Here is a 19,853-nt window from a genome sequence, read left to right as displayed (position 1 = left end):
CGCTCACCGGCGCGGTTGCCAGAGGACGAGGGCCGTGCTCTTGGGCAACACCGCAAGCTCACGACGTTGGTTGGCGCGCAGGACCGCCAATTCCTCGGCCATCTCCTTGAGCCGCGCCTGCAGCGCTTCGACCTGATTCGTCAGCTCGATGATGCGCTTGATGCCGGCGAGGTTGACGCCCTGTTCCTGCGAGAGATGCTGCACCTGACGCAGCAGGTCGACGTCACGCTCCGAATAGCGCCGCCCCCCACCCGAAGTGCGCCTCGGACTGACCAAACCCAGCCGGTCATAGGTGCGCAGCGTTTGCGCGTGCATGCCGGCCAGCTCGGCAGCCACCGAGATCAGAAACGTCCGAGACTCGTCCTTCTTGGCCATCAGCGATGACCCGCCCAACCGGCCCTGGGGTTGAACCCGCTGGACCGCTCAGCCGCCGCGTAAGCCTGAAGTGCCTCTTCGGCGGCGCCTTCCAGGTTCGGCGGAACGGCCACCTTGACCGTGACGAGCAGGTCGCCGCTACCGCCGCTGCGCTTGGGCACACCACGTCCGCGCACCCGCAAGATGCGACCGTCGGCGGTGCCCTTCGGCACCCGAACGCCGACGGTCCCGTCCAGCGTCGGTACGGAAAGTGTTGAACCCAAAGCCAATTCGGTAAAGCTGACCGGAACTGTGACGGTCAGGTCATCACCGTCGCGCCCGAACACCGGGTGCGGTCGAACATGCACCGTCACATACAGGTCTCCCGACGGCGCACCGCGCAACCCGGCTTCGCCTTGCCCGGGCAATCTGATCCGCTGTCCGTCCTCGACGCCCGGCGGGATCCGCACATTGATGGTGCGGGTACGGGTGGTGACGCCGGTGCCTTTGCACTCATCACACGGGTGCTCGATGATCGAGCCGCTACCCCGGCAATCGGTGCAGGGCTCGGAGAAGCCGAACGCGCCCTGATTCCGGTTGATCACCCCGGCGCCGTTGCAGGTCGGACACACCTTAGGGCTGGTGCCCGGGCGCGCTCCGCTGCCGTGGCAGTTGGTGCACGGCGCCGGACTCGTCAGCCGCAACGGCATCGCCACGCCCTTGGCGGCCTCGACGAAATCAAGCTCGGTCTCGGTCTCCAAGTCGTTGCCGCGACGCGGCCGGCTGGGACGGGCGCTGCCGCCGCGGCCGAACAACCCGCCGAACAAGTCACCGATATTGGTCCCGCCCGAACGGCTGGCGGCGTCGAACAAATCGTTGAGGTTGAACTCGGCGCCATCGGAGCCGTAGCTACCTCCCCCGAAGCCCCCAAAACCGCCGGCGTCGAACCTACGACCGCCGAAACCGCCGCCGGCGAAAAGCCGGCGCGTTTCGTCGTACTCCTTGCGCTTGGCCGGATCGGTGAGCACTTCCTTTGCCTCGGAGACCGCCTTGTAGCGATCCTCGGCCGCCTTGTTGCCCGGGTTTCGGTCGGGATGATTCTCGGCGAGCAACTTTCGAGCCACGCGTTTGATTTCATCAGCGGTGGCGTCAGAGGAGACGCCCAACTCCTTATAGAAGTCCTTCTCGACCCATTCTCGCTGGGCCATGTTGCGTCACCTCCTCACCTTCGTCTGTGTAGTGTTGCCTCGCCTGTGATTCTCGGCCTTATTCACCGGGCACGTCGGCGTTATCGCTCGTGTCGGGCTGCTCGGTTTCGACGGGCTCGTCAGACGCGGGCGGTGCGTCCGATTCGGCCGTGTCGTCGGCAACCGTTTCGACGACGGCAACCAAGGCATTTCGCAGAACATGCTCACCGAGCTGGTAGCCCTGCCGCATGACGGTTCCGATCACCGGCTTGGCGTCTTGTCCGCCATCGCCCTCGTGCTGCACCGCCTCGTGCAGCACCGGATCGAAATCCTCGCCCTCAGCGCCAAATGGCTTCAGCCCCAGGCCGGTCAACGCGCTCATCAGCTTGTCGGCGACGGCCTTCAGCGGCCCGGAATCCAAGTCTCCGTGCTTGCGTGCCCGTTCGATGTCGTCCACCGCATGCAGCAATTGGCTGACAACGGCGGCCTTGGCCCGGTCCGCCGCGGCCTGCTGGTCACGCAGCGCACGCTTGCGATAGTTGGCGAAGTCGGCCTGCACCCGTTGCAGGTCGGCCGTCAACTCGGCAACCTTTTCCGCCAGTTTGTCGCTGCCGACCGCCGAACCTCCGGGTACCGTCCCTCCCGGCGTATCGCCGGGAGGGACATGACGTACCTCGCCCGTTTCCGGATCGATGCGCCGCTTGTCGGTGACCGTCACCTGTTCGTGTGGGTTGCTTTCGGTCACTTGGACTCCCGGTCGTCGTCGACCACCTCCGCGTCCACCACGTCGTCAGCCGAGCCCGACGGGCCGCCACCCGGCTGCCCCGCGCCGGCAGCGCCAGCCTCAGCCTGAGTGGCCTCGTAAATCGCCTGTCCGAGTGCCTGCGATTCGTGGCCGAGCTTTTCCATCGCCGACTTGATCGCGGCAATATCAGTGCCACCAAGTGCGGTCTTGGCCTCTGCCACCGCGGCTTCGACCTTGCTCAGCGTGTCCTCGGGCACCTTTGACCCGCCTTCGGCCTCACGCTGTTCCTTAACGAACTTCTCGGTCTGGTAGACCAGCGTCTCAGCCTGGTTGCGGACGTCGGCCTCTTCGCGACGCTTGCGGTCCTCCTCGGCGTGCGCCTCGGCGTCTTTGATCATCCGGTCGATCTCTTCCTTGGACAGGCCCGAGCCTTCCTGGATCCGGATGGTGTTCTCCTTGCCGGTGCCCTTGTCCTTGGCCGTGACGTGCACGATGCCGTTGGCGTCGATGTCGAAGGTGACCTCGATCTGCGGGACGCCGCGCGGCGCCGGCGGGATGCCGGTCAGCTCGAAGGAGCCGAGCAGCTTGTTGTGCGCGGCGATCTCACGCTCACCCTGATAGACCTGGATCTGCACCGACGGCTGGTTGTCGTCGGCGGTGGTGAAGGTCTCCGACCGCTTAGTCGGGATCGTGGTGTTGCGCTCGATCAACTTGGTCATCACGCCACCCTTGGTCTCGATACCCAGGCTCAGCGGCGTAACATCAAGCAGCAGAACGTCTTTCACCTCACCCTTGAGCACGCCGGCCTGCAGAGCCGCGCCGACTGCCACCACCTCGTCCGGGTTCACGCCCTTGTTGGGCTCCTTGCCGCCGGTGAGCTCCTTGACCAGGTCGGTCACCGCCGGCATCCGGGTCGAGCCGCCCACCAGCACCACGTGGTCGATGTCCGACACCGAGATGCCGGTGTCGGCGATCACCGACTGGAACGGCTTGCGGGTGCGGTCCAGCAGGTCCTGAGTGATGCGCTGGAACTCGGCCCGGGTCAACTGCTCGTCGAGGAACAGCGGGTTCTTGTCGGCGTCGACGGTGATGTAGGGCAGGTTGATCGAGGTCGACTGGCTCGAACTCAGCTCGATCTTGGCCTTCTCGGCCGCTTCCCGCAGCCGCTGCATCGCCATCTTGTCCTTGGTCAGGTCGATGCCGCTGGTGCCCTTGAACTTGTCGACCAGCCAGCTGACGATGCGGTCGTCCCAGTCGTCGCCGCCCAAGTGGTTGTCACCGCTGGTGGCGCGGACCTCGACCACGCCCTCGCCGATCTCCAGCAGGGAGACGTCGAAGGTGCCGCCACCGAGGTCGAAAACCAGGATTGTCTGTTCCTTCTCGCCCTTGTCCAAACCGTAGGCCAGCGCGGCGGCGGTCGGCTCGTTGACGATCCGCAGCACGTTGAGGCCGGCGATCTGGCCGGCGTCCTTGGTGGCCTGGCGCTGGGCGTCGTTGAAGTAGGCGGGCACGGTGATCACCGCGTCGGTGATGTCCTCACCGAGGTAGGCCTCCGCGTCGCGCTTGAGCTTCATCAGGACGCGCGCGCTGATCTCGGGCGCGGTGTATTTCTTGCCGTCGATTTCGATGGACCAGTCGGAGCCCATGTGTCGCTTGACCGAACGCACGGTGCGGTCGACGTTGGTCACCGCCTGGTTCTTGGCGGGCTGGCCGACCAGCACCTCGCCGTTGCGCGCAAACGCGACGACGGACGGAGTGGTCCGTGAGCCCTCGGAGTTGGCGACCACGACGGGGTCACCACCCTCCAGCACGCAGACGACGGAGTTGGTGGTCCCGAGGTCGATTCCGACCGCACGAGCCATGGTGATTCCTCCTGAGTATGTAGACCTTCGGTACTGCACTATGCTGAGTGAACCCCGCTCAAGCCTGCTCCCAGCAGGACCTGCTGTCAAACAGGGTTGAGCTTGGTCCACTCAACTTGTCGATCATGCTAACGGTGCCGGTTGCCGACTTGTTCCCGGGGTCGGCATCTTGGTTCTGGCCGGCGCGGCGCTCTTCGTTCATTGACTGACACGATGCAGCGAAGTTGGCCAATTCGAGCGTCTTCGTTCAACGACTGTGCACGTAGGGCGTCGACTGAGCACTGGCGGCGTCGACTATGCGCGTAGGGCGTCGAGCGTGCGCGCAGGGCTGAGTCCGTCCCGCTCAGACACGCCGCCAGCGCACACCCGAAGCCACCAATGCACCCTCGACGCCGCCACCACACACTCGACGCCCACTCAGCCGGCCACGCTTGACGGTGTGTCAGATGGCGGGAGTGGGATAGCCTGGCACCCAGTCTCGCTGCGTTTCCGCAAGCTACGGCGATAAGGAATTCGATGGCACCGCCTCCTAGCATGCTTACCCGCGAAGACTCCGGCTACCACAAGACCCTCAACAATCGGCAGCTGCAGATGATCGCGCTCGGCGGCGCGATCGGGACCGGACTTTTCCTCGGCGCCGGCGGCCGGCTCGCGTCGGCAGGACCGGGGTTGTTTCTGGTCTACGGGGTCTGCGGAATCTTCGTCTTCCTGATCCTGCGCGCGTTAGGCGAACTGGTGCTGCACCGCCCGTCGTCCGGATCGTTCGTTTCGTACGCCCGCGAATTCTTCGGCGAGAAGGCGGCTTTCGTGGCCGGCTGGATGTACTTCCTGAACTGGGCCATGACCGGGATAGTCGACACCACGGCGATCGCACACTACTTCCATTACTGGACGGCGTTTCACGTGATTCCGCAGTGGGCACTCGCGTTGAGCGCGCTGCTGGTGGTGTTGTCGATGAATCTGATCTCGGTGCGCCTCTTCGGGGAATTGGAGTTTTGGGCCGCCTTGGTCAAGGTGCTGGCGCTGGTGGTGTTCCTTGTCGTCGGCACGGTTTTCCTGGCCGGACGTTTCAAAGTCGACGGTCAACAGACCGGGGTATCGCTGTGGAGCAGCCACGGCGGACTGCTGCCGGCCGGGCTGCTGCCGCTGGTGCTTGTCACCTCCGGCGTGGTGTTCGCCTACGCCGCCGTCGAACTGGTCGGGATCGCCGCCGGGGAAGCGGCCGAGCCGGAAAAGGTCATGCCACGGGCGATCAACTCGGTGGTGTTCCGTATCGCGGTGTTCTACATCGGCTCGACCATCCTGCTGGCGCTACTGCTGCCCTACACCGCCTACCGCGAACACGTCAGCCCGTTCGTCACCTTCTTTTCCAAGATCGGTTTTGCCGGCGGCGGCAGCCTGATGAACCTGGTGGTCCTCACCGCCGCACTTTCGAGCCTGAACGCCGGGCTGTATTCCACGGGACGGATCCTGCGATCGATGGCCATCGCCGGCAGCGGCCCGAAATTCACCGCACCGCTGTCGAAAAACGGTGTGCCGTATGGCGGAATCCTGCTCACCGCCGGAATCGGTCTGTTCGGCATCGTCCTCAACGCCGTCAAACCGAGCCAGGCGTTCGAGATCGTGCTGCATATCGCCGCAACCGGAGTCATCGTGGCCTGGGCGACCATCGTGGCGTGCCAATTGCGATTTCACCGTTTGACGACCGCCGGGACGTTGCAGCGTCCGCATTTCCGGATGCCACTGTCCCCGTACAGCGGCTGGCTCACCCTGGTTTTTCTCGCGACCGTACTGATCCTGATGCTGTTCAACGAGGCATACGGTCGCTGGATGCTCGCCGCGATGCTGGTGGGCATACCCGCCCTCATCGGCGGCTGGTATGTGGTGCGCCACCGCGTGCTGACCACCGCCCAGCACGCCGCGGAAACCACCCAGCCCACCCAATAGCGCAATAGCGCATCACCGCGGTTCGTCGATGTCGACGCCGCTGGCGAGGTCGCCGCAGTCGACGATCTCGACCTGCCGCGCCGCCCGCAGATAAGCGGCCGCCCCCTGGTCCCCGGAGATCGTGGCCAGCACTGCCGGCCAATGCCCGCGGGCGATCACCACCGGATGTCCGGGCCGTTCGCCGAAGTACGCCCGCGCCAGACCACTGCGGGACGCCAACGCGCGGTTGACCACTCGCGCCACCACCGAGGCGTCGACATCGGGTGTATCGATGACGTGTAAGACGGCGTAGTCCGCGTTCATGCGATCGGCCTGCGCAAGGCCCTCGCGCACCGACGCGCTCAGCCCCTGTTGCCAATCCGCAGCGGTGATCGCGGTGACACCGGGTGGGACCGCCACCTGGGCAGCGCCAAGAACCACGACGATTTCGGTGCAACCACCGCCGGTCAGCGCATCCAGCGCGGCGTCGAGCCAACCTTCCACGAGGACCTTCGGACGTCCATACCGCCGTCCGGCACCTGCCGCTAAGAGGAGTCCGATCACTATCGACTCCGATAACGCCACTCTCCTATGATGACATCGGGCTTCTCAAAAGGCGACAACCAGATGGAACGCCATGACTCAGGACTTGCAACCGACCAGCGCTACCCCGGCACCCCGCTACGCCGGCACTCGCGTGCAGCGCGTCGAAGACAGCCGGCTGCTGACCGGGCATGGCAGTTTCGTCGACGACATCTCGAGGCCTGGCATGCTGCACGCCTGCTTCGTACGCAGCCCGTTCGCGCGGGCCCGGATCAATGGCATCGACGCCTCGGCGGCGCTGGCACTGCCCGGCGTCCACGCGGTGTTCACCGCCGCCGACCTCAATCCGGATGTCCGGGAGGCCTGGCACGCCGTCGCGGGTAAGGACGTCCCGGACACGCCGCGGCCCCCGCTGGCCAACGGCGAAGCGAAGTTCGTCGGCGACCCGGTTGCCTTGGTCGTCGCCGAGAACCGCTACCTCGCCGAGGACGCGCTCGAACTGGTCGACGTCGACTACGAGCCATTGCCGGCAGTGGTCGACTTCAGGCAGGCGCAGTCCGCCGAGGTGCTGGTACACGACGGCTACCCGAACAATGTCGCCGGCGGTATGGGCGGGGTGCGGCCGGACGAAAACGTCTTCGCCACATCGCCTTATGTCGTGGCAGAGCACCTCTATCAGCAGATCCATCTGCCGGTGCCGATCGAGACCCGCGGCCTGGTGGTGGAGTGGGTGGCGGCTTCGGGAGAATTGACCGTCTGGGCGTCGACCCAGACTCCGCACGAACTGCGCGCTTTCTGTGCCCGCCTGTTAGGCATTGCGGCACAACGGGTTCGGGTGATCGCGCGGGACACCGGCGGGGGTTTCGGCCAGAAGGTCGTCCCGATGCGCGAAGACATGTGCATCATGCTGGCCGCCCGCAAGGTGCCCGCGGCGCTCAAGTGGATCGAGGACAGGCGCGAAAACCTGATGTCGGCCGGGCAGGCGCGTCACGTCGACGGCAGGGCCAGGATGGCGTTCGACGACGAGGGCAAAATCGCGGCCGCCGACATCGACTTCGTCCAGGACATCGGGGCTTATCCGACGCCGTACCCGGTGTTGACCACCGCGGCCATCGGCATGTTCTTCCCTGGGCCGTACCGGGTGCCCAAGGCCAGCTTCAACTACAAGGCGGTGTTCTCCAACACCGCCGGGTTGGCGGCCTACCGCGGTCCATGGCAGTTCGAAACCCTCGCGCGCGAAATACTTTTCGACATCGCCGCGCGCAAGATGAATATCGATCCCGTCGAGCTGCGCCGGCGCAATCTGCTGCGCGGTGACGAGATGCCGTACGTCAACCCCAACGGCATGCCGTACGACCACGTCGCTCCGATCGAGACGTTCGAACAAGCCGTGAAAATCGTTGACCACGAGGGATTCCGCAAAGAACAGGCCGAGGCTTTGGCGCGCGGGCGCTACCTGGGCCTCGGCTTCTCGGCGTACATCGAGGCCACCGGCGCTGCCACCGGTCATATGGCCACCGAAGGCGCCACCATCCGGATGGGGCCGACGGGCAAGATCACCGTCTACGTAAACGGCGGTTCGAGCGGAAACAGCCTGGAAACCACTGTCATTCAACTGACTGCCGACGTGCTGGGGGCAGATTTCGATGACGTGGGCACCATTCAGGGCGATACCGCGACCACGCCGTACGGGGCCGGGACCCAGGGCAGCCGCAGCGGACCGATGACCGCCGGGGCCGTCACCGAGGCGGGGACCATGCTGCGCGAGAAGATCGTCAAACTGGCCGCACATCGCCTGAAGGTGGCCGAATCCGAAGTACAACTGGGTCATTCGCGCGCTGCCGTACGCGGGGACCCAGCAACCCAGGTGTCGTTCGGCGAGCTGGCCTACCTGGCCCACTACTCACCGCAGCAGTTGCCGCCGGGAATGTCGCCCACATTGGAGGCGACCGCTCGGTTCAACTCGCCCAACCCGATTCACTGGGCCAACGCGACCCACGCCTGCACTTGCGAAGTCGACACCGCGACCGGCAAAGTCACACTGCTGCGCTATATCGTCAGCGAAGACGTCGGGCCGATGATCAACCCGGCGATCGTGGAAGGACAGATCGCCGGCGGAACGGTGCAGGGCATCGGCGGCGCACTGCTGGAAAACCTCGTCTACGACGACGACGGCAACCCGCTGGCCACGACATTCGTCGACTATCTGCTGCCGACCGCCACCGAGGTGCCGCTGATCGAATATGGCCACGTCGAAATCCCGGGCCCGGGCCCGGGCGGATACAAGGGCGTCGGCGAAGGCGGGGCGATCGGATCGGTGCCGGCAGTGATCAACGCGATCAACGATGCCCTGGCGCCGCTGGGCGTGGCCCTAACGCGGCTGCCGGCCAGTCCGGCGTCGATCGTCTCGCTCCTGGAAGAGGCCTCGTGGTGAAGCCCGCATCGTTCGACTACCACCGCCCCGATACCGTCGACGCGGCCGTGGGCCTGCTGGCCGAGTTCGGCGAAGAGGCGAAAATCCTTGCCGGAGGCCAAAGCCTGGTGCCGATGTTGTCGATGCGGCTGGCCTACTTCGATCACCTCATCGACATATCCCGGCTGCCCGAGCTGCACGGTGTCGAAGCCCGCGGCGACCAACTGTGGATCGGAGCGGGAACCACCGAGGCCGTCGTTGGTGCCGATGCGCAAGTGCGCCAATCGGTTCCGTTGCTGAACTTGGCGACGCCGTTCGTCGGGCACTTCCAGATCCGCAACCGCGGCACGCTGGGGGGATCGATCGCGCATGCCGATGCCGCCGGTGAATACCCGGCGGTGGCACTGGCCCTGGACGCGGTGATGGAGGTGCTTTCGCCGCGAGGGCGACGAGAGATCGCTGCCGCGGACTTCTTCGCCGGCCTGTGGCAAACCACCATGGAGCCCGACGAGGTGCTCACCGGTGTCCGGTTTCCGGTGTGGAATGGCCGATCCGGCTTTGCGGTACGCGAATTTGCGCGCCGGCACGGCGATTTCGCGATCGCCGGGGCAGTCGTCGGGGTGCGGCTCGACGACCATGACCGGGTGTCGCGCTGCGCGATCGGCTTGCTGGGCCTGGGTGCCACGCCCACGCGCGCGACGGCGACCGAAACCGCGGTCACCGGCCTGCCGCTGCACGAGGTGATACCCGAGGAAATCGGCCGGGCAGCCATGTCGGAACTCGACGACATTCCGTCGGACCTGCAAGGGTCCGCGTCGTACCGCAGCCGGGTGGGTGCCGCCATGACGGCGCGTGCCTGGACCCAAGCAGCCCAGCAACCAAGCCTCGGAGCCAGTTATGCATGAGCGATCAGTCCAGTTCTCGGTCAACGGAAATTCCGTCGCCGCCAGCGTTGAACCGCGGATGACGTTGGCGGACTTCCTGCGTGACAAATGTGGGCTCACCGGCACTCATCTCGGGTGCGAACACGGTGCGTGCGGCGCGTGCACGGTGTTGCTGGACGGCGCTGCCGTGCGCTCGTGCCTGCTGTTCGCGGTCCAGGCCGACGGCATGGAGGTGACGACGGTGGAGGGCGTCGCGTCAGCGAGCGGCGAGCTTTCACCGGTGCAGGCGGCGCTGCGGGAGTGCCATGGACTGCAATGCGGCTTTTGCACGCCGGGTTTCGTCATGTCGATCACCGCGCTGCTGAACGACAATCCCCAGCCCTCCGACGACCAGATACGCCAAGCCCTGGCCGGGAACTTCTGCCGATGCACCGGCTACCAGGGCATCGTCGCGGCCGCGCGCCGGGCCGCAGACGTAATGGGCCACACCGAAGCCGAAGGCGCGTCACTGCGGTAACTTGCGTCACCTGCTGCGTAATCTGAGCTTTGGTCTTTGAGAATCTCGGGAGTAGCGCGTGCGGTTATTGCAGATCGGAGCGGCCCTGCTGGCGGCGGGTGCGCTGGGCGCCGGATGCGATTCCACCATTGACGGCAGGCCGATCGCCGGACCGGGCGCCGGGCCGATCGAGCCGTCGTTCCCGACGTCGCGGCCCAGTACCTCGCCACCGAGCGGCACGGCGCCGCTGCCGCCGACAACGCCGAGCCCGACTACGCCGGCCGGTGCCATCCCGTTGCCGCCCGACCAGAACGGTTACGTCTTCATCGAGACCAAGTCCGGCCAGACCCGCTGCCAGATCAACAAAGACAGCGTCGGCTGCGAGGCGCCGTTCACCAATTCCCCGATCAAGGACGGTGAGCACGCCAACGGCGTGCACATCACCGCCGCCGGCACCGTGCAGTGGGTCCTCGGCAATCTCGGCGCGATTCCGACCGTCACCATCGACTACAGGACCTACGACGCGCAGGGCTGGACCATCACCTCGACCACCGAGGGCACCCGCTTCCAGAACAACAGCACCGGGCATGGCATGTTCGTCAGCATCGACCGGGTCAGCACCTTCTGAGCTGGGAAGCACCCCGGCGTCAGTACCATCGGTTTTGTGGCACGCTACGGACCACCCGAAGACTTCCACAACCAGCCGACCCAGTATGGCGGCTTCGGAGCGCGGGGATACCCGCCGGCCGGCCGTCCTCCGCCAAACCAGCCCTACCAGCAAGGGCCGCCGGCTGAGCAACTCCCCCCGCCCGACCAATCCGACCCCCCCGAGCAATCCGACCTCAACGAAGAGCCCAAACCCTGGTACCGCAAGCCGGCGACGCTGATCGGCTGGGCGCTGCTATGCCTGATCCTGATCGCGTTGATCATCTACGGCATCACCCAGCTGATGAGTGATCAGCAGGGCAGCAGCCCGACCCCGACCACCACGACGACGACGGCCCCCACGACCACCACCACGACAGTGGAGTCGACCACGACCACAACTGAGCCGCCCCCCCCCACACCCGAGGCTCCGCCGGCCCCCACGCCGCAAGGCCAGCCGCCGGCTCAGCAACCGACCCACGCCCCGACGCGGCACTTCCCACATCTGCCGCCGTTGCCCTCGGTAATCACCATCCCGGGAATGCCGTCCCCGATCACCCTGCCGCCGAACCTGCCATAAGACTGCTGATCGGTAACGGTCCGCGTGGCTGCCGTATGCCGGTAGCCGTCGCGGACTAGCATCTGCGGCCGTGGCAAGGTACGACCCGCCCGACTACGGCGGCGGCGACCCGACGGTCTATGGCAACTACGGATACGGCGACGGCCCGGGCGGATACGGGCAACAGCCTCAACCTGCGCCCAGCATCCCGGGATGGCGCAAACCGCTGGCATTGGTCGGCTGGGGCGTACTGATCGCGGCCCTCATCGCGGTGATCGTGTACGGCATCATCCAGCTTGCGCACGGACGCCCCACCCCCGCGTCGGTCACCACCACCGTCACCACCACGACCATGCCACCGACGACCACCACGGCGCCGACCACGACCACCACGACTTCGCCGCCGACGACGACCACTACCACTACCAGCACGACCACCACGACCACGACCACCACGACTTCGCCGACGACGACGGGGACGACGGGGGCCAACCCGTCGCCCGGGGCGTTGCCGACTCTGCCGCCGCAGATCACGCTGCCGATACCGACCGTGATCAACTTGCCGCCCGGCCTCTGAGCAGATCGCTGCGTTTCGGCGGCGGCTATCGTGGGGAACGGCCGTCGGCCACCGATCGCCGCACGCAATGGACCACAGGGGGTGCTAGATGAGCGTTTCGCTCGGGTTGTCCATCGGGGTGGCCAACCTGGTCGCGGCCCGGGCGGACGGCACCCCGGTGCGACGGGCATCGGTGTTACGGCTGTTCGAGCATCGGGCTGCCGAAGTGGGCCTGCCAGAAGAGAACCCGGACTTCGCCGAGCCGGGACTGGTGCTGCGCGGTTTCGTCGAGCGGGTCGGCGACCCGGCTCCGCTGGTGGCCGCCGACGGGACCAGACATCAGGGCGAGGCCCTCACGGCGCAAGCACTCAACGCCATCGCACGAACCGTCGGCTACGGCGCCCCGATCACCATCGCGGCTCCGGCCTACTGGTCCGAAGGCCAGTTCGCCGCGCTGCGCGGAGCACTGCTCAGCCAGCCCGCATTGGCGCCCGACGGCGTCCCGGCGACGGTGATCTCCGACGCAACGGCCTCACTGGCCGCGCTGCACGCCAGGCCCGGATGCCCGACGAGTGGTGTCGTCGCGCTGTGCGACTTCGGCGCCGGTGGCACGAGCGTAACCTTGGCCGACGCCGGTTCGAATCTGCGCCAGATCGGCCCGACGTTTCGGTACCGCGAGTTCTCCGGCGACGAAATCGACCAGCTTGTCCTGGGCCACCTGCTCAGAGCGGCCCCCGATGTCGACAGCACCGAAGTGTCGGGCACCGCCACCCGGATGGGGTCGGTGACGCGTCTGCTCGGCGGATGCCGGGCCGCCAAGGAGCAACTGTCGGCGCTGACGACGGCCACTATTGCCACCGGCGCCGGCGAGGGGGTTCGGCTGTCGCGTAACGATTTTGAGCAACTGATCGTCACCCCGCTGGACCGTTTCGTCGGCTTTGTCGAAGAGATATTGCAGCGCAACGAGTTTCGGGCCGCACTGGCTGCCGTGGCCACCGCCGGCGGCGGCGCCGCGATCCCGCTGGTCACCGCCCGCCTTTCGGAACGCTTGCAGGTGCCCGTCTTCACCACGCCGCAACCGTTGTCCAGCGCCGCGATCGGTGCGGGCCTACTCGGCCAGGCACAGTCGTCAGCGGGTGCCCCGACCGGTGCCGGACCCGCCGTCGACGCACCGACCCACATCGTCGGCCCGGTCGTCCCCACCGAGGCGGCGCCGACGGCGTGGGTCAACCCACCCGCCACCGAACCGGCCAACGTCCCGCTGGCCTGGTCCGAGGACGCCAACACCGGCAACGAACCGGTCCCCTACACCGGACCCGATGCCACTGGTGAATACGGTCGCACCGCAACGGCTTTCGACCAACAGCGTGATCAGCCGCAGGCTACCGAGGCCGAACCGCTGCCGTGGTACAAGCGCGCCGCCGTGGTGTTCAGCCTGGCCGCGGCAGGCTTGGCGATATTGGTGGCGGTGGTGTTGGGGCTGACACTGGGCCCGAGCAAGAGCAAGCCGGTCAACACCACATCGCCGGTACCCCCGCCGACACCGCAGACCGTGACGGTGGTCGGGCCGAACAACAGCCCGACGGTGACGGTGATAACACCAAGCACCACAACGCCCCCGCCACCGCCGGCCACCACGACAACCGCCCCGCCGGTTACCACCACGACCACGACGTCGCCGCCTACGACCACCACCACCACGACTGCTCCGCCGACCACCACAACAACCCAGCCGACCACCACCAAGCCGACAACGACTACCGCGCCGCCGACGACTACCGCGCCGCCGACGACCACTCAGCCACCGACAACGACAGCCGCGCCCGTCACGCCGACCACGGTGGCACCGGGGGCCTAAAGGGTCAGCGCCGCGCGGCGAATCCGGCCACCATCGCTTCCGCACTGCGCACCGCCGCGCGACAGGCCCTGGTGGTGAATGGATCGTTGAGCGGATGTTCGGCTCGGCGGCGCCAGCGCTGCACGGCTGCGAGCGCGGCACGTGGACCGTCATGGTAATTCTGCGGACTCAGGCCCAGCCGGGCTGCGGGACTGGTTCCGGAGCCACCGATGATGCGGCGCAGCGACGAGAGTTCATCTTCGTTCAATGTCGTTGTCCTCGAAGGTAACAGGCTCAGCACCCGGAGTTCCTCGAAGGCGTGGGTGTCGGCCAACAGCGGGTCGATGTCGGCGATCACGTACGGCGTCGCCATGACCGGGTGCTGCTGCACGAACCGGCGCAACGACACCAGCGCGGTATGCGCCTTGAGCATGTCGGCGCGTTGCTCGAACTGCTGATCGATCACCTTGCGTAGCTCCACCAGCCCGCTACGCTCCAGCAATTCGGCCGCCAGTCCTGACGAATCGGCGATACCGGCCGCGAGCAGGGCGATCGAAATGCGGATGCCGAACATGCCGAACCGTTCGAGCAACTGCGCCCGCGTGCCCGCATCCACCGGTAACGGACTGTCCGGCCGGACAAAACGATCCACGCTCAACAGGGCTTTGTTGAGTTCGGCGCTGTCGGCTCCGGCCAGCTTCTTCAACGCGGAAAACTCGGCCTGGCGCAGCGTGCGCGCGGTCAGCGCAAGTAGCCCGGATACCGGCACCACCGCCTGACAAACGCCCGTCCGACTCAGCTCATCGGTGAACCGGATGGCCACATCCTTGGCCGAGACCATCGCATCAATGCGCCCCGCACCTATCTCATCGGCCCGCGACGCCACACCGATGATGCCCAGCGCTCCCGCCGAGCCACCGACGAGCCCGCCAATCTGCTTGAGCAAGGCGACGTCTGCGGCGGTGAGAGTGCGTAACAAGAACACCACCGCATCCACCCGCGGCACCCCGTCGGCGGGCACCAGGAGCCGTAGGGTGCGCTCGGAGGTATCGCGCGCCAGCGACGACGTTCCTGGGGTGTCGATGATCGTGGCGCCGGCCAGTTCTTCTGCGGGCCACTCGACGTCCAGGTCGACGATGTCGGCTGGATTGAGCCGGCTCAAGTCGAAACTCAGACCACCCCGATGCGTGATCGGCACATTCGTGCGCCGTCCGCCGCGGTGGTTGGCGGTCACCCTCGGAGCCGGACCGTGCCGGAACCAGGTCACGATCCGGGTTGCCTCGGTGGCATCAGTCGGGGCGATGTCGTCGCCGACAAGTGCGTTGACCAGAGTGGATTTGCCCGCCTTGAGCGTGCCGGCCAGGGCGATCCGGATCGGTTCGCCCAGCCGCGCCGTGATGCGCTCGAGCTCGTAGAAGACGTCGGCCCGCTGCCGGTAGGCCGGCTCACCCCGGTAGGCCTCGATGGTTCCGCCCAGAATCGCGCGGACCCGATCGGTTGTGCTCACACTGGTCCCAGCGGCGTCAGCATGGCTTCAACTTGCGCAGGTTGTCGGTCACCTGGTTCAGGATGTCGAGCTGTCGTTCGAGTTCGCGAATCCTGTTGTCGCGCTGGGCTTCTTCCAGATGTGCCGCGGTGACGGTGGCTTGCAGCGATTCGTTCAACGATCGGGTAAGCTCGTTGGCGATCTCCCGGTAGTGGTCGCGTAACGTGCGCTGGATCATCTTGAGCCGGTCGCGAGACTCCTTGCCGACTACGAATGAGATGTCGTCGACGAAGCGGCGCACATTGGTCTTGGCCTCGGCGCGCGCCCGCAGCAGCCGGTTCTCCTTGTCCTCCTTATAGGCCATGCGGCCGAGTATCAGCCCAGCCCCCACCGACACGGGGTTGAACAGACCGAGACCGGCCACCGAGGACAACATCCCGATCATCACCACGCCGCCGTAGGAACCCCGCAATCCGCTGACCATTTTCTGGGCTTTGCCGGCTGGCTTGGATTCCAGCCGGGCCAGCGCCTTGAGCTGGCCGAAATCGGCGCCCATGGCCCGCTTGCTCAGCTCCGGGGACATCACCGAATCCAGCCCCGCGTCGGCGAACGAGCGGGCGACGTCGTCAGCCAAAGCCTCGGCGCGATGATATGCCCAGACGAAGTTGTCGCCGACGGCGGTGGCAATCGCGTTTTCCACGTCGGCGCCGATCTCGGCCCAATGCAGCGTCGGGTCACACGAATCGATTTGCCGCTCAGCATCTTCGGTGACCGCGCGGAAGCGCGCCCGCAAATCGTGGTCCACGTCGGTGCTCAGGTCAGTGAAACCGTCATTAAGCACCTGCTGCCATAACGCGGTCTGCTGCAACGCATCCTGGGCTTCGCGCTTGCGCCGCTCCAAGTCGGAAGCCAGCCGGTCCCGCACCGCTGGGTCGTTGATGACTGACAATTCCGAACCGACCGATATCGCTAATTGCTCTGCCGCCGAATGTATTTCACGTAGAACTTCGTCGCGGACCCGGTCGGTCTCTCGGGACAGAACCTTCTCGCTGAGAAACTTCACGATCGCCGGGAAGTTGGATTCTTCGTTGAGTTCCTTGTCGTTCAACGTGACGGCATGGCTGCGCAATAATGACGAAACGGGGATGATCGGCATGGGCACGCGGGCCCGCTGCAGGTGCGCGGCATTGGTGTTGACGATCTCGCGCCAATGCGGGTACAGGTCGGTTTTGGTGGCCACCACCGCCCCAACGGGACAGACCTGGTGTGCCTTGCGCAGAAACCACATCTCCGGTTCGGTGAATTCCTGGCTGGCATCGCTGACCATCAGCAGCGCGTCGGCGTCGGGCAGCAACCCCAGCGTTGCCGACAGATGCGGCTGCCCGTGGCCGCCCACTCCGGGAGTGTCGATAAACGTCAGCCCGCCCTGAAGCAGCGGACTCGGCGCGCCGATCTCTACTCGCAGTACGGCGCGGCCGTGGGCCTGGGGCGCCCGACGCAGATCGGTGGTGATGTCGTCCACCGGGATGTCAACGGCGGTCGTCTCGCCGTTGGGCCCCGCAGCCAGGATGATCCGAGCCGACGGCTGGGCGCTGTAGCTGACGACGGTGATCACGACGGTGGCCTCGTCGTCTCCCACCCGCGCGACCGGCAGATTGAGCAACGCATTGAGCAGTTGACTCTTCCCCTGTTTGAGCTGGCCGGCGATCACCACCCTGATCTGCGGGTCGGTGATCCGCGCACGGGCACGCCTCAACCGTCGCACCAAATCACCGCGTTGGTTGAGTTCTGCGACCGCGATGGTGTGATCGATCAGCTCGACGATCACACCGACCCGACGCGGGTCATCGGGTTGAGTCACCGCACTGCCCCACTTTCTCGATCGCCTGCAATTACGGTAGGCGCACGAACCGGCGGGGACCACGAAGGTCCCCGCCGGTTTTGCCGCGCCGGTTCCGCCGAATCAGAACCCGTGCGGACCCATCGGCCCGTGCGACGGCGGCTCGGTGTGCATCGGCGGCGTGTGTGGCACCGGCGGCTCATGGCCGAACACCGAGGGACTCGGCGGCTCGTGCTGGACCGGCGGCTCGACCGACACATGCTCCTGCGGCGCTATCACGGGCGCGTGCTCAACCGGAGGAGTGTGCGCCGGCGCGGGCGTCGGCGTCGGCGCGTGCGGCGCCGGTGCGCTGATCACCGGAGGTTGCGCGCCCCCGAGTCCGGCAGTGCCCGGGCTGTGGACGACGGGACCACCAGCCGACGGCGGCGTCACGTGGCCGTCAGCCCCGGCGCCCGCGCCTGCCTGCATGACGGGGCCGTGGACCGTGGGGACGGTCGGGCCATGCTCGGCCGGCGCGCTACCAGCGCTAACGCCACCGCCGAGTGCGGCGCCTTCGTGGCCGAGGATGTCGCCATGCGCCCCGCCGGCGGCGGTCCCGCCTAGCCCGGCCTGACCACCGAGGCTGGTATCGCCGCCGACGCCGGCAGCGGTGCCGCCGAGCCCGGCAGCAGTGGCGCCACCCGGGCCCGTCGCCGCGCCCCCGAGTCCGGCAGCTGTGCCGCCGCCCGCGCCCGTCGCCGTGCCCCCGAGTCCGGCAGCTGTGCCGCCACCCGCGCCGATATGGGTGCTTTCACCGCTCACGATGTCGCCGCGGCCGACCGCTCCAAAGCCCAGGCCGGCACCGGTGGTAACGCCAGTTTGACCGCCCACGCCGACGCCACCCAGCGGACCTGAAATATGCGGGGTAGCAGCGCCGTTCAGGGCAGCGCCTTCGCTGGCGATCAACCCAGCCTGGCCGCCCAGGCCGAGACCGGCCTGGCTTGCGATACCTGCCGAACTAGCGATTCCGGCCTGGCTCGCGATACCCGCCTGACTGGCGATACCCGCCTGACTCGCGATACCCGCCTGACTGGCGATACCCGCCTGACTGGCGATACCCGCCTGACTCGCGATACCCGCCTGACTGGCGATACCCGCCTGACTGGCGATACCCGCCTGACTGGCGACCGCGGCCTGGCCAGCGATACCCGCCTGACTGGCGATACCCGCCTGACTGGCGACACCGCCACCGGCAGTTACAGCCGCCTGGCCTCCAATACCCGCCGCTCCGCCAACAGCGCCACCGGCCTGGCCGCCAATGCCACCTTGGCCGCTCACACCGACCTTGCCTACAAGGCCGCCACTGGCCTGACCACCAACACCAGCACCAATCACGCCACCAGCCTGACCACCAACACCAGCATCGATCACCCCGCCGGCCTGACCACCAAGGCCGCCACCGATCGCGCCACCCGCCTGACCACCAAGGCCGCCACCGATCGCGCCACCAGCCTGACCACCAAGGCCGCCACCGATGCCACCACCAACACCAGCACCAATCACACCGCCAGCCTGACCACCAACACCAGCACCAATCACACCACCAGCCTGACCACCAACACCGCCGCTGACGCCGCCACCAATCACCCCACCAGCCTGACCACCGAGGCCAAACCCGGCATCACCACCGATGACGGCATCACCACCGATGCCGCCGCCAAGGCCCCACCCCAGTCCGGCAGCAACCTGACCACCAACGGCGGCCTGGCCTCCAAGACCAAAGCCCACACCGGTCTGCAGCCCCAGACCCGTCTGAGCACCCAGGCCTAGGCCGGCTCCAACTTGGGCTCCAATTCCGGCCTGAAAGCCGGCGGAAAAACCCAGACCAGCCTGGGCGCCCAAGCCCGTCTGCGCACCAAGGCCAAGGCCTAACCCAGCACCAACCTGGGCACCGATCGCGCCCTGGACGCCGGCACCGAAGCCCAGGCCCACCTCACTGCCAAAGCCTCCGGTCGGGGCGGCAAACACGACACCGGGAACCAATCCGCTCGCACCCGTCTGCCAACCCAGCCCGCTCTGGCTCCAGACCCCGGCACCTAAACCACTGGTCAGCCCGGCGGCCAAACCGGCGCCCACATCGGTCGCGATGACGTTCGCTGCGGAGGCGCCGACCTCGCCCGCGAACAGGCCCTCGCCGCCGGCGACGGCGCCCGCGTCGCCCATGACGGCTCCGGCATCCTGGGCAACCACAGCGGACGACAGGCCGCCCCCGTCAGCCGCCAGCGCAAGGCCGTGCCGATCGGCCACCGCCTGCTGTAAGCCGCCGATCGGGTCGCCGGCGCCAAGATCGAGGAAAGGCAGCGCGCTGGCCGCGGCCGACGAGAACTCCGCGGGCGACACATTGATCAAACCGGCGTTGGTCATGGCCTGCCCGGGAGCAGCGACAAACGCCCTTGCTGCGTCTTCACTGCGGAACAGATTCAGGATGTAGTCGACCAGCGAGGTCATGTTCATGTCCCTTCAATTCAATGTGTGGAGTTG

Annotated in this window: 16 protein-coding genes; 8 read left to right on the top strand and 8 right to left on the bottom strand. The window is 66.8% G+C overall.

What is annotated here, in order from left to right; genetic code table 11:
• Nucleotides 1-3: 3 nt before the first annotated feature.
• Genes B4U45_RS16990 through dnaK form a run of 4 tightly spaced genes read right to left on the bottom strand, consistent with a single transcriptional unit; the run spans nucleotide 4 to nucleotide 4,148 of the window.
• Nucleotides 4-375, bottom strand: a complete 372-nt coding sequence (locus B4U45_RS16990) for a heat shock protein transcriptional repressor HspR (RefSeq protein ID WP_075546379.1) — start codon at nucleotides 373-375, stop codon at nucleotides 4-6.
• Nucleotides 375-1,562 (bottom strand): molecular chaperone DnaJ, encoded by a 1,188-nt coding sequence (gene dnaJ, locus B4U45_RS16985; RefSeq protein WP_083156147.1) that lies wholly within the window; start codon nucleotides 1,560-1,562, stop codon nucleotides 375-377. Before dnaJ ends, B4U45_RS16990 begins: the two co-directional genes overlap by 1 nt.
• A gap of 58 nt (nucleotides 1,563-1,620) precedes the next feature.
• On the bottom strand, nucleotides 1,621-2,286 hold the full coding sequence (gene grpE, locus B4U45_RS16980; RefSeq protein ID WP_075546377.1) for a nucleotide exchange factor GrpE: 666 nt from the start codon (nucleotides 2,284-2,286) through the stop codon (nucleotides 1,621-1,623).
• Complete coding sequence (gene dnaK, locus B4U45_RS16975; RefSeq protein ID WP_075546376.1) at nucleotides 2,283-4,148, bottom strand: molecular chaperone DnaK; 1,866 nt, start codon at nucleotides 4,146-4,148, stop codon at nucleotides 2,283-2,285. The genes grpE and dnaK overlap by 4 nt, the downstream gene beginning before the upstream one ends.
• Nucleotides 4,149-4,664: 516 nt before the next feature.
• Between dnaK and B4U45_RS16970 the strand changes: the two genes are divergently transcribed.
• A complete protein-coding gene (locus B4U45_RS16970; protein ID WP_075546375.1) occupies nucleotides 4,665-6,095 on the top strand; it encodes an amino acid permease in 1,431 nt (476 codons plus the stop codon).
• 12 nt (nucleotides 6,096-6,107) lie between these two features.
• On the opposite strand, the gene B4U45_RS16965 is transcribed toward B4U45_RS16970, so the two are convergent.
• Complete coding sequence (locus B4U45_RS16965) at nucleotides 6,108-6,659, bottom strand: nucleotidyltransferase family protein (RefSeq protein ID WP_075546374.1); 552 nt, start codon at nucleotides 6,657-6,659, stop codon at nucleotides 6,108-6,110.
• Nucleotides 6,660-6,711: 52 nt separating this feature from the next.
• On the opposite strand from B4U45_RS16965, the gene B4U45_RS16960 reads away from it, so the two are divergent.
• The 7 genes from B4U45_RS16960 to B4U45_RS16930 all read left to right on the top strand — a co-directional run bounded on the left by B4U45_RS16960 (nucleotide 6,712) and on the right by B4U45_RS16930 (nucleotide 14,028).
• The gene (locus B4U45_RS16960) at nucleotides 6,712-9,051 is read left to right on the top strand and encodes a xanthine dehydrogenase family protein molybdopterin-binding subunit (RefSeq protein WP_075546373.1); all 2,340 of its coding nucleotides are present in this window, start codon (nucleotides 6,712-6,714) and stop codon (nucleotides 9,049-9,051) included.
• Entirely contained in the window at nucleotides 9,048-9,935 is an 888-nt protein-coding gene (locus tag B4U45_RS16955) for an FAD binding domain-containing protein (protein WP_075546408.1), read from the top strand. Before B4U45_RS16960 ends, B4U45_RS16955 begins: the two co-directional genes overlap by 4 nt.
• The gene (locus B4U45_RS16950; protein ID WP_075546372.1) at nucleotides 9,928-10,431 is read left to right on the top strand and encodes a (2Fe-2S)-binding protein; all 504 of its coding nucleotides are present in this window, start codon (nucleotides 9,928-9,930) and stop codon (nucleotides 10,429-10,431) included. Before B4U45_RS16955 ends, B4U45_RS16950 begins: the two co-directional genes overlap by 8 nt.
• A gap of 58 nt (nucleotides 10,432-10,489) precedes the next feature.
• The gene (locus B4U45_RS16945) at nucleotides 10,490-11,038 is read left to right on the top strand and encodes a hypothetical protein (protein ID WP_075546371.1); all 549 of its coding nucleotides are present in this window, start codon (nucleotides 10,490-10,492) and stop codon (nucleotides 11,036-11,038) included.
• Nucleotides 11,039-11,074: 36 nt separating this feature from the next.
• Nucleotides 11,075-11,635 (top strand): hypothetical protein, encoded by a 561-nt coding sequence (locus B4U45_RS16940; RefSeq protein ID WP_219859466.1) that lies wholly within the window; start codon nucleotides 11,075-11,077, stop codon nucleotides 11,633-11,635.
• Between the two features lie 70 nt (nucleotides 11,636-11,705).
• Entirely contained in the window at nucleotides 11,706-12,191 is a 486-nt protein-coding gene (locus tag B4U45_RS30460; RefSeq protein ID WP_371686752.1) for an oligopeptide transporter substrate-binding protein, read from the top strand.
• An 88-nt stretch (nucleotides 12,192-12,279) separates the two neighbouring features.
• Entirely contained in the window at nucleotides 12,280-14,028 is a 1,749-nt protein-coding gene (locus B4U45_RS16930; RefSeq protein WP_075546368.1) for an Hsp70 family protein, read from the top strand.
• A gap of 4 nt (nucleotides 14,029-14,032) precedes the next feature.
• Here B4U45_RS16930 and iniC read toward each other — a convergent pair whose 3' ends face one another.
• The 3 genes from iniC to B4U45_RS30455 all read right to left on the bottom strand — a co-directional run bounded on the left by iniC (nucleotide 14,033) and on the right by B4U45_RS30455 (nucleotide 19,820).
• On the bottom strand, nucleotides 14,033-15,514 hold the full coding sequence (gene iniC / locus B4U45_RS16925) for an isoniazid-induced dynamin-like GTPase IniC (protein ID WP_075546367.1): 1,482 nt from the start codon (nucleotides 15,512-15,514) through the stop codon (nucleotides 14,033-14,035).
• Nucleotides 15,515-15,530: 16 nt separating this feature from the next.
• The gene (gene iniA, locus B4U45_RS16920; RefSeq protein ID WP_075546366.1) at nucleotides 15,531-17,354 is read right to left on the bottom strand and encodes an isoniazid-induced dynamin-like GTPase IniA; all 1,824 of its coding nucleotides are present in this window, start codon (nucleotides 17,352-17,354) and stop codon (nucleotides 15,531-15,533) included.
• 102 nt (nucleotides 17,355-17,456) lie between these two features.
• Nucleotides 17,457-19,820, bottom strand: coding sequence for an IniB N-terminal domain-containing protein (locus B4U45_RS30455; RefSeq protein ID WP_219859465.1), 2,364 nt, complete (start codon nucleotides 19,818-19,820; stop codon nucleotides 17,457-17,459).
• Nucleotides 19,821-19,853 lie beyond the last annotated feature (33 nt).

Source organism: Mycobacterium persicum, from assembly GCF_002086915.1.
GTDB lineage: Bacteria > Actinomycetota > Actinomycetes > Mycobacteriales > Mycobacteriaceae > Mycobacterium > Mycobacterium persicum.
This window is presented reverse-complemented; position numbering and strand designations above follow the sequence as displayed.

Bases quoted from the DNA above. Each gene is read 5' to 3' on its own strand.
- B4U45_RS16990 (WP_075546379.1), bottom strand. From the start codon at position 375: ATGGCCAAGAAGGACGAGTCTCGGACGTTTCTGATCTCGGTGGCTGCC.
- dnaJ (WP_083156147.1), bottom strand. From the start codon at position 1,562: ATGGCCCAGCGAGAATGGGTCGAGAAGGACTTCTATAAGGAGTTGGGC.
- dnaK (WP_075546376.1), bottom strand. From the start codon at position 4,148: ATGGCTCGTGCGGTCGGAATCGACCTCGGGACCACCAACTCCGTCGTC.
- B4U45_RS16970 (WP_075546375.1), top strand. From the start codon at position 4,665: ATGGCACCGCCTCCTAGCATGCTTACCCGCGAAGACTCCGGCTACCAC.
- B4U45_RS16960 (WP_075546373.1), top strand. From the start codon at position 6,712: ATGACTCAGGACTTGCAACCGACCAGCGCTACCCCGGCACCCCGCTAC.
- B4U45_RS16950 (WP_075546372.1), top strand. From the start codon at position 9,928: ATGCATGAGCGATCAGTCCAGTTCTCGGTCAACGGAAATTCCGTCGCC.
- B4U45_RS16930 (WP_075546368.1), top strand. From the start codon at position 12,280: ATGAGCGTTTCGCTCGGGTTGTCCATCGGGGTGGCCAACCTGGTCGCG.
- B4U45_RS30455 (WP_219859465.1), bottom strand. From the start codon at position 19,820: ATGACCTCGCTGGTCGACTACATCCTGAATCTGTTCCGCAGTGAAGAC.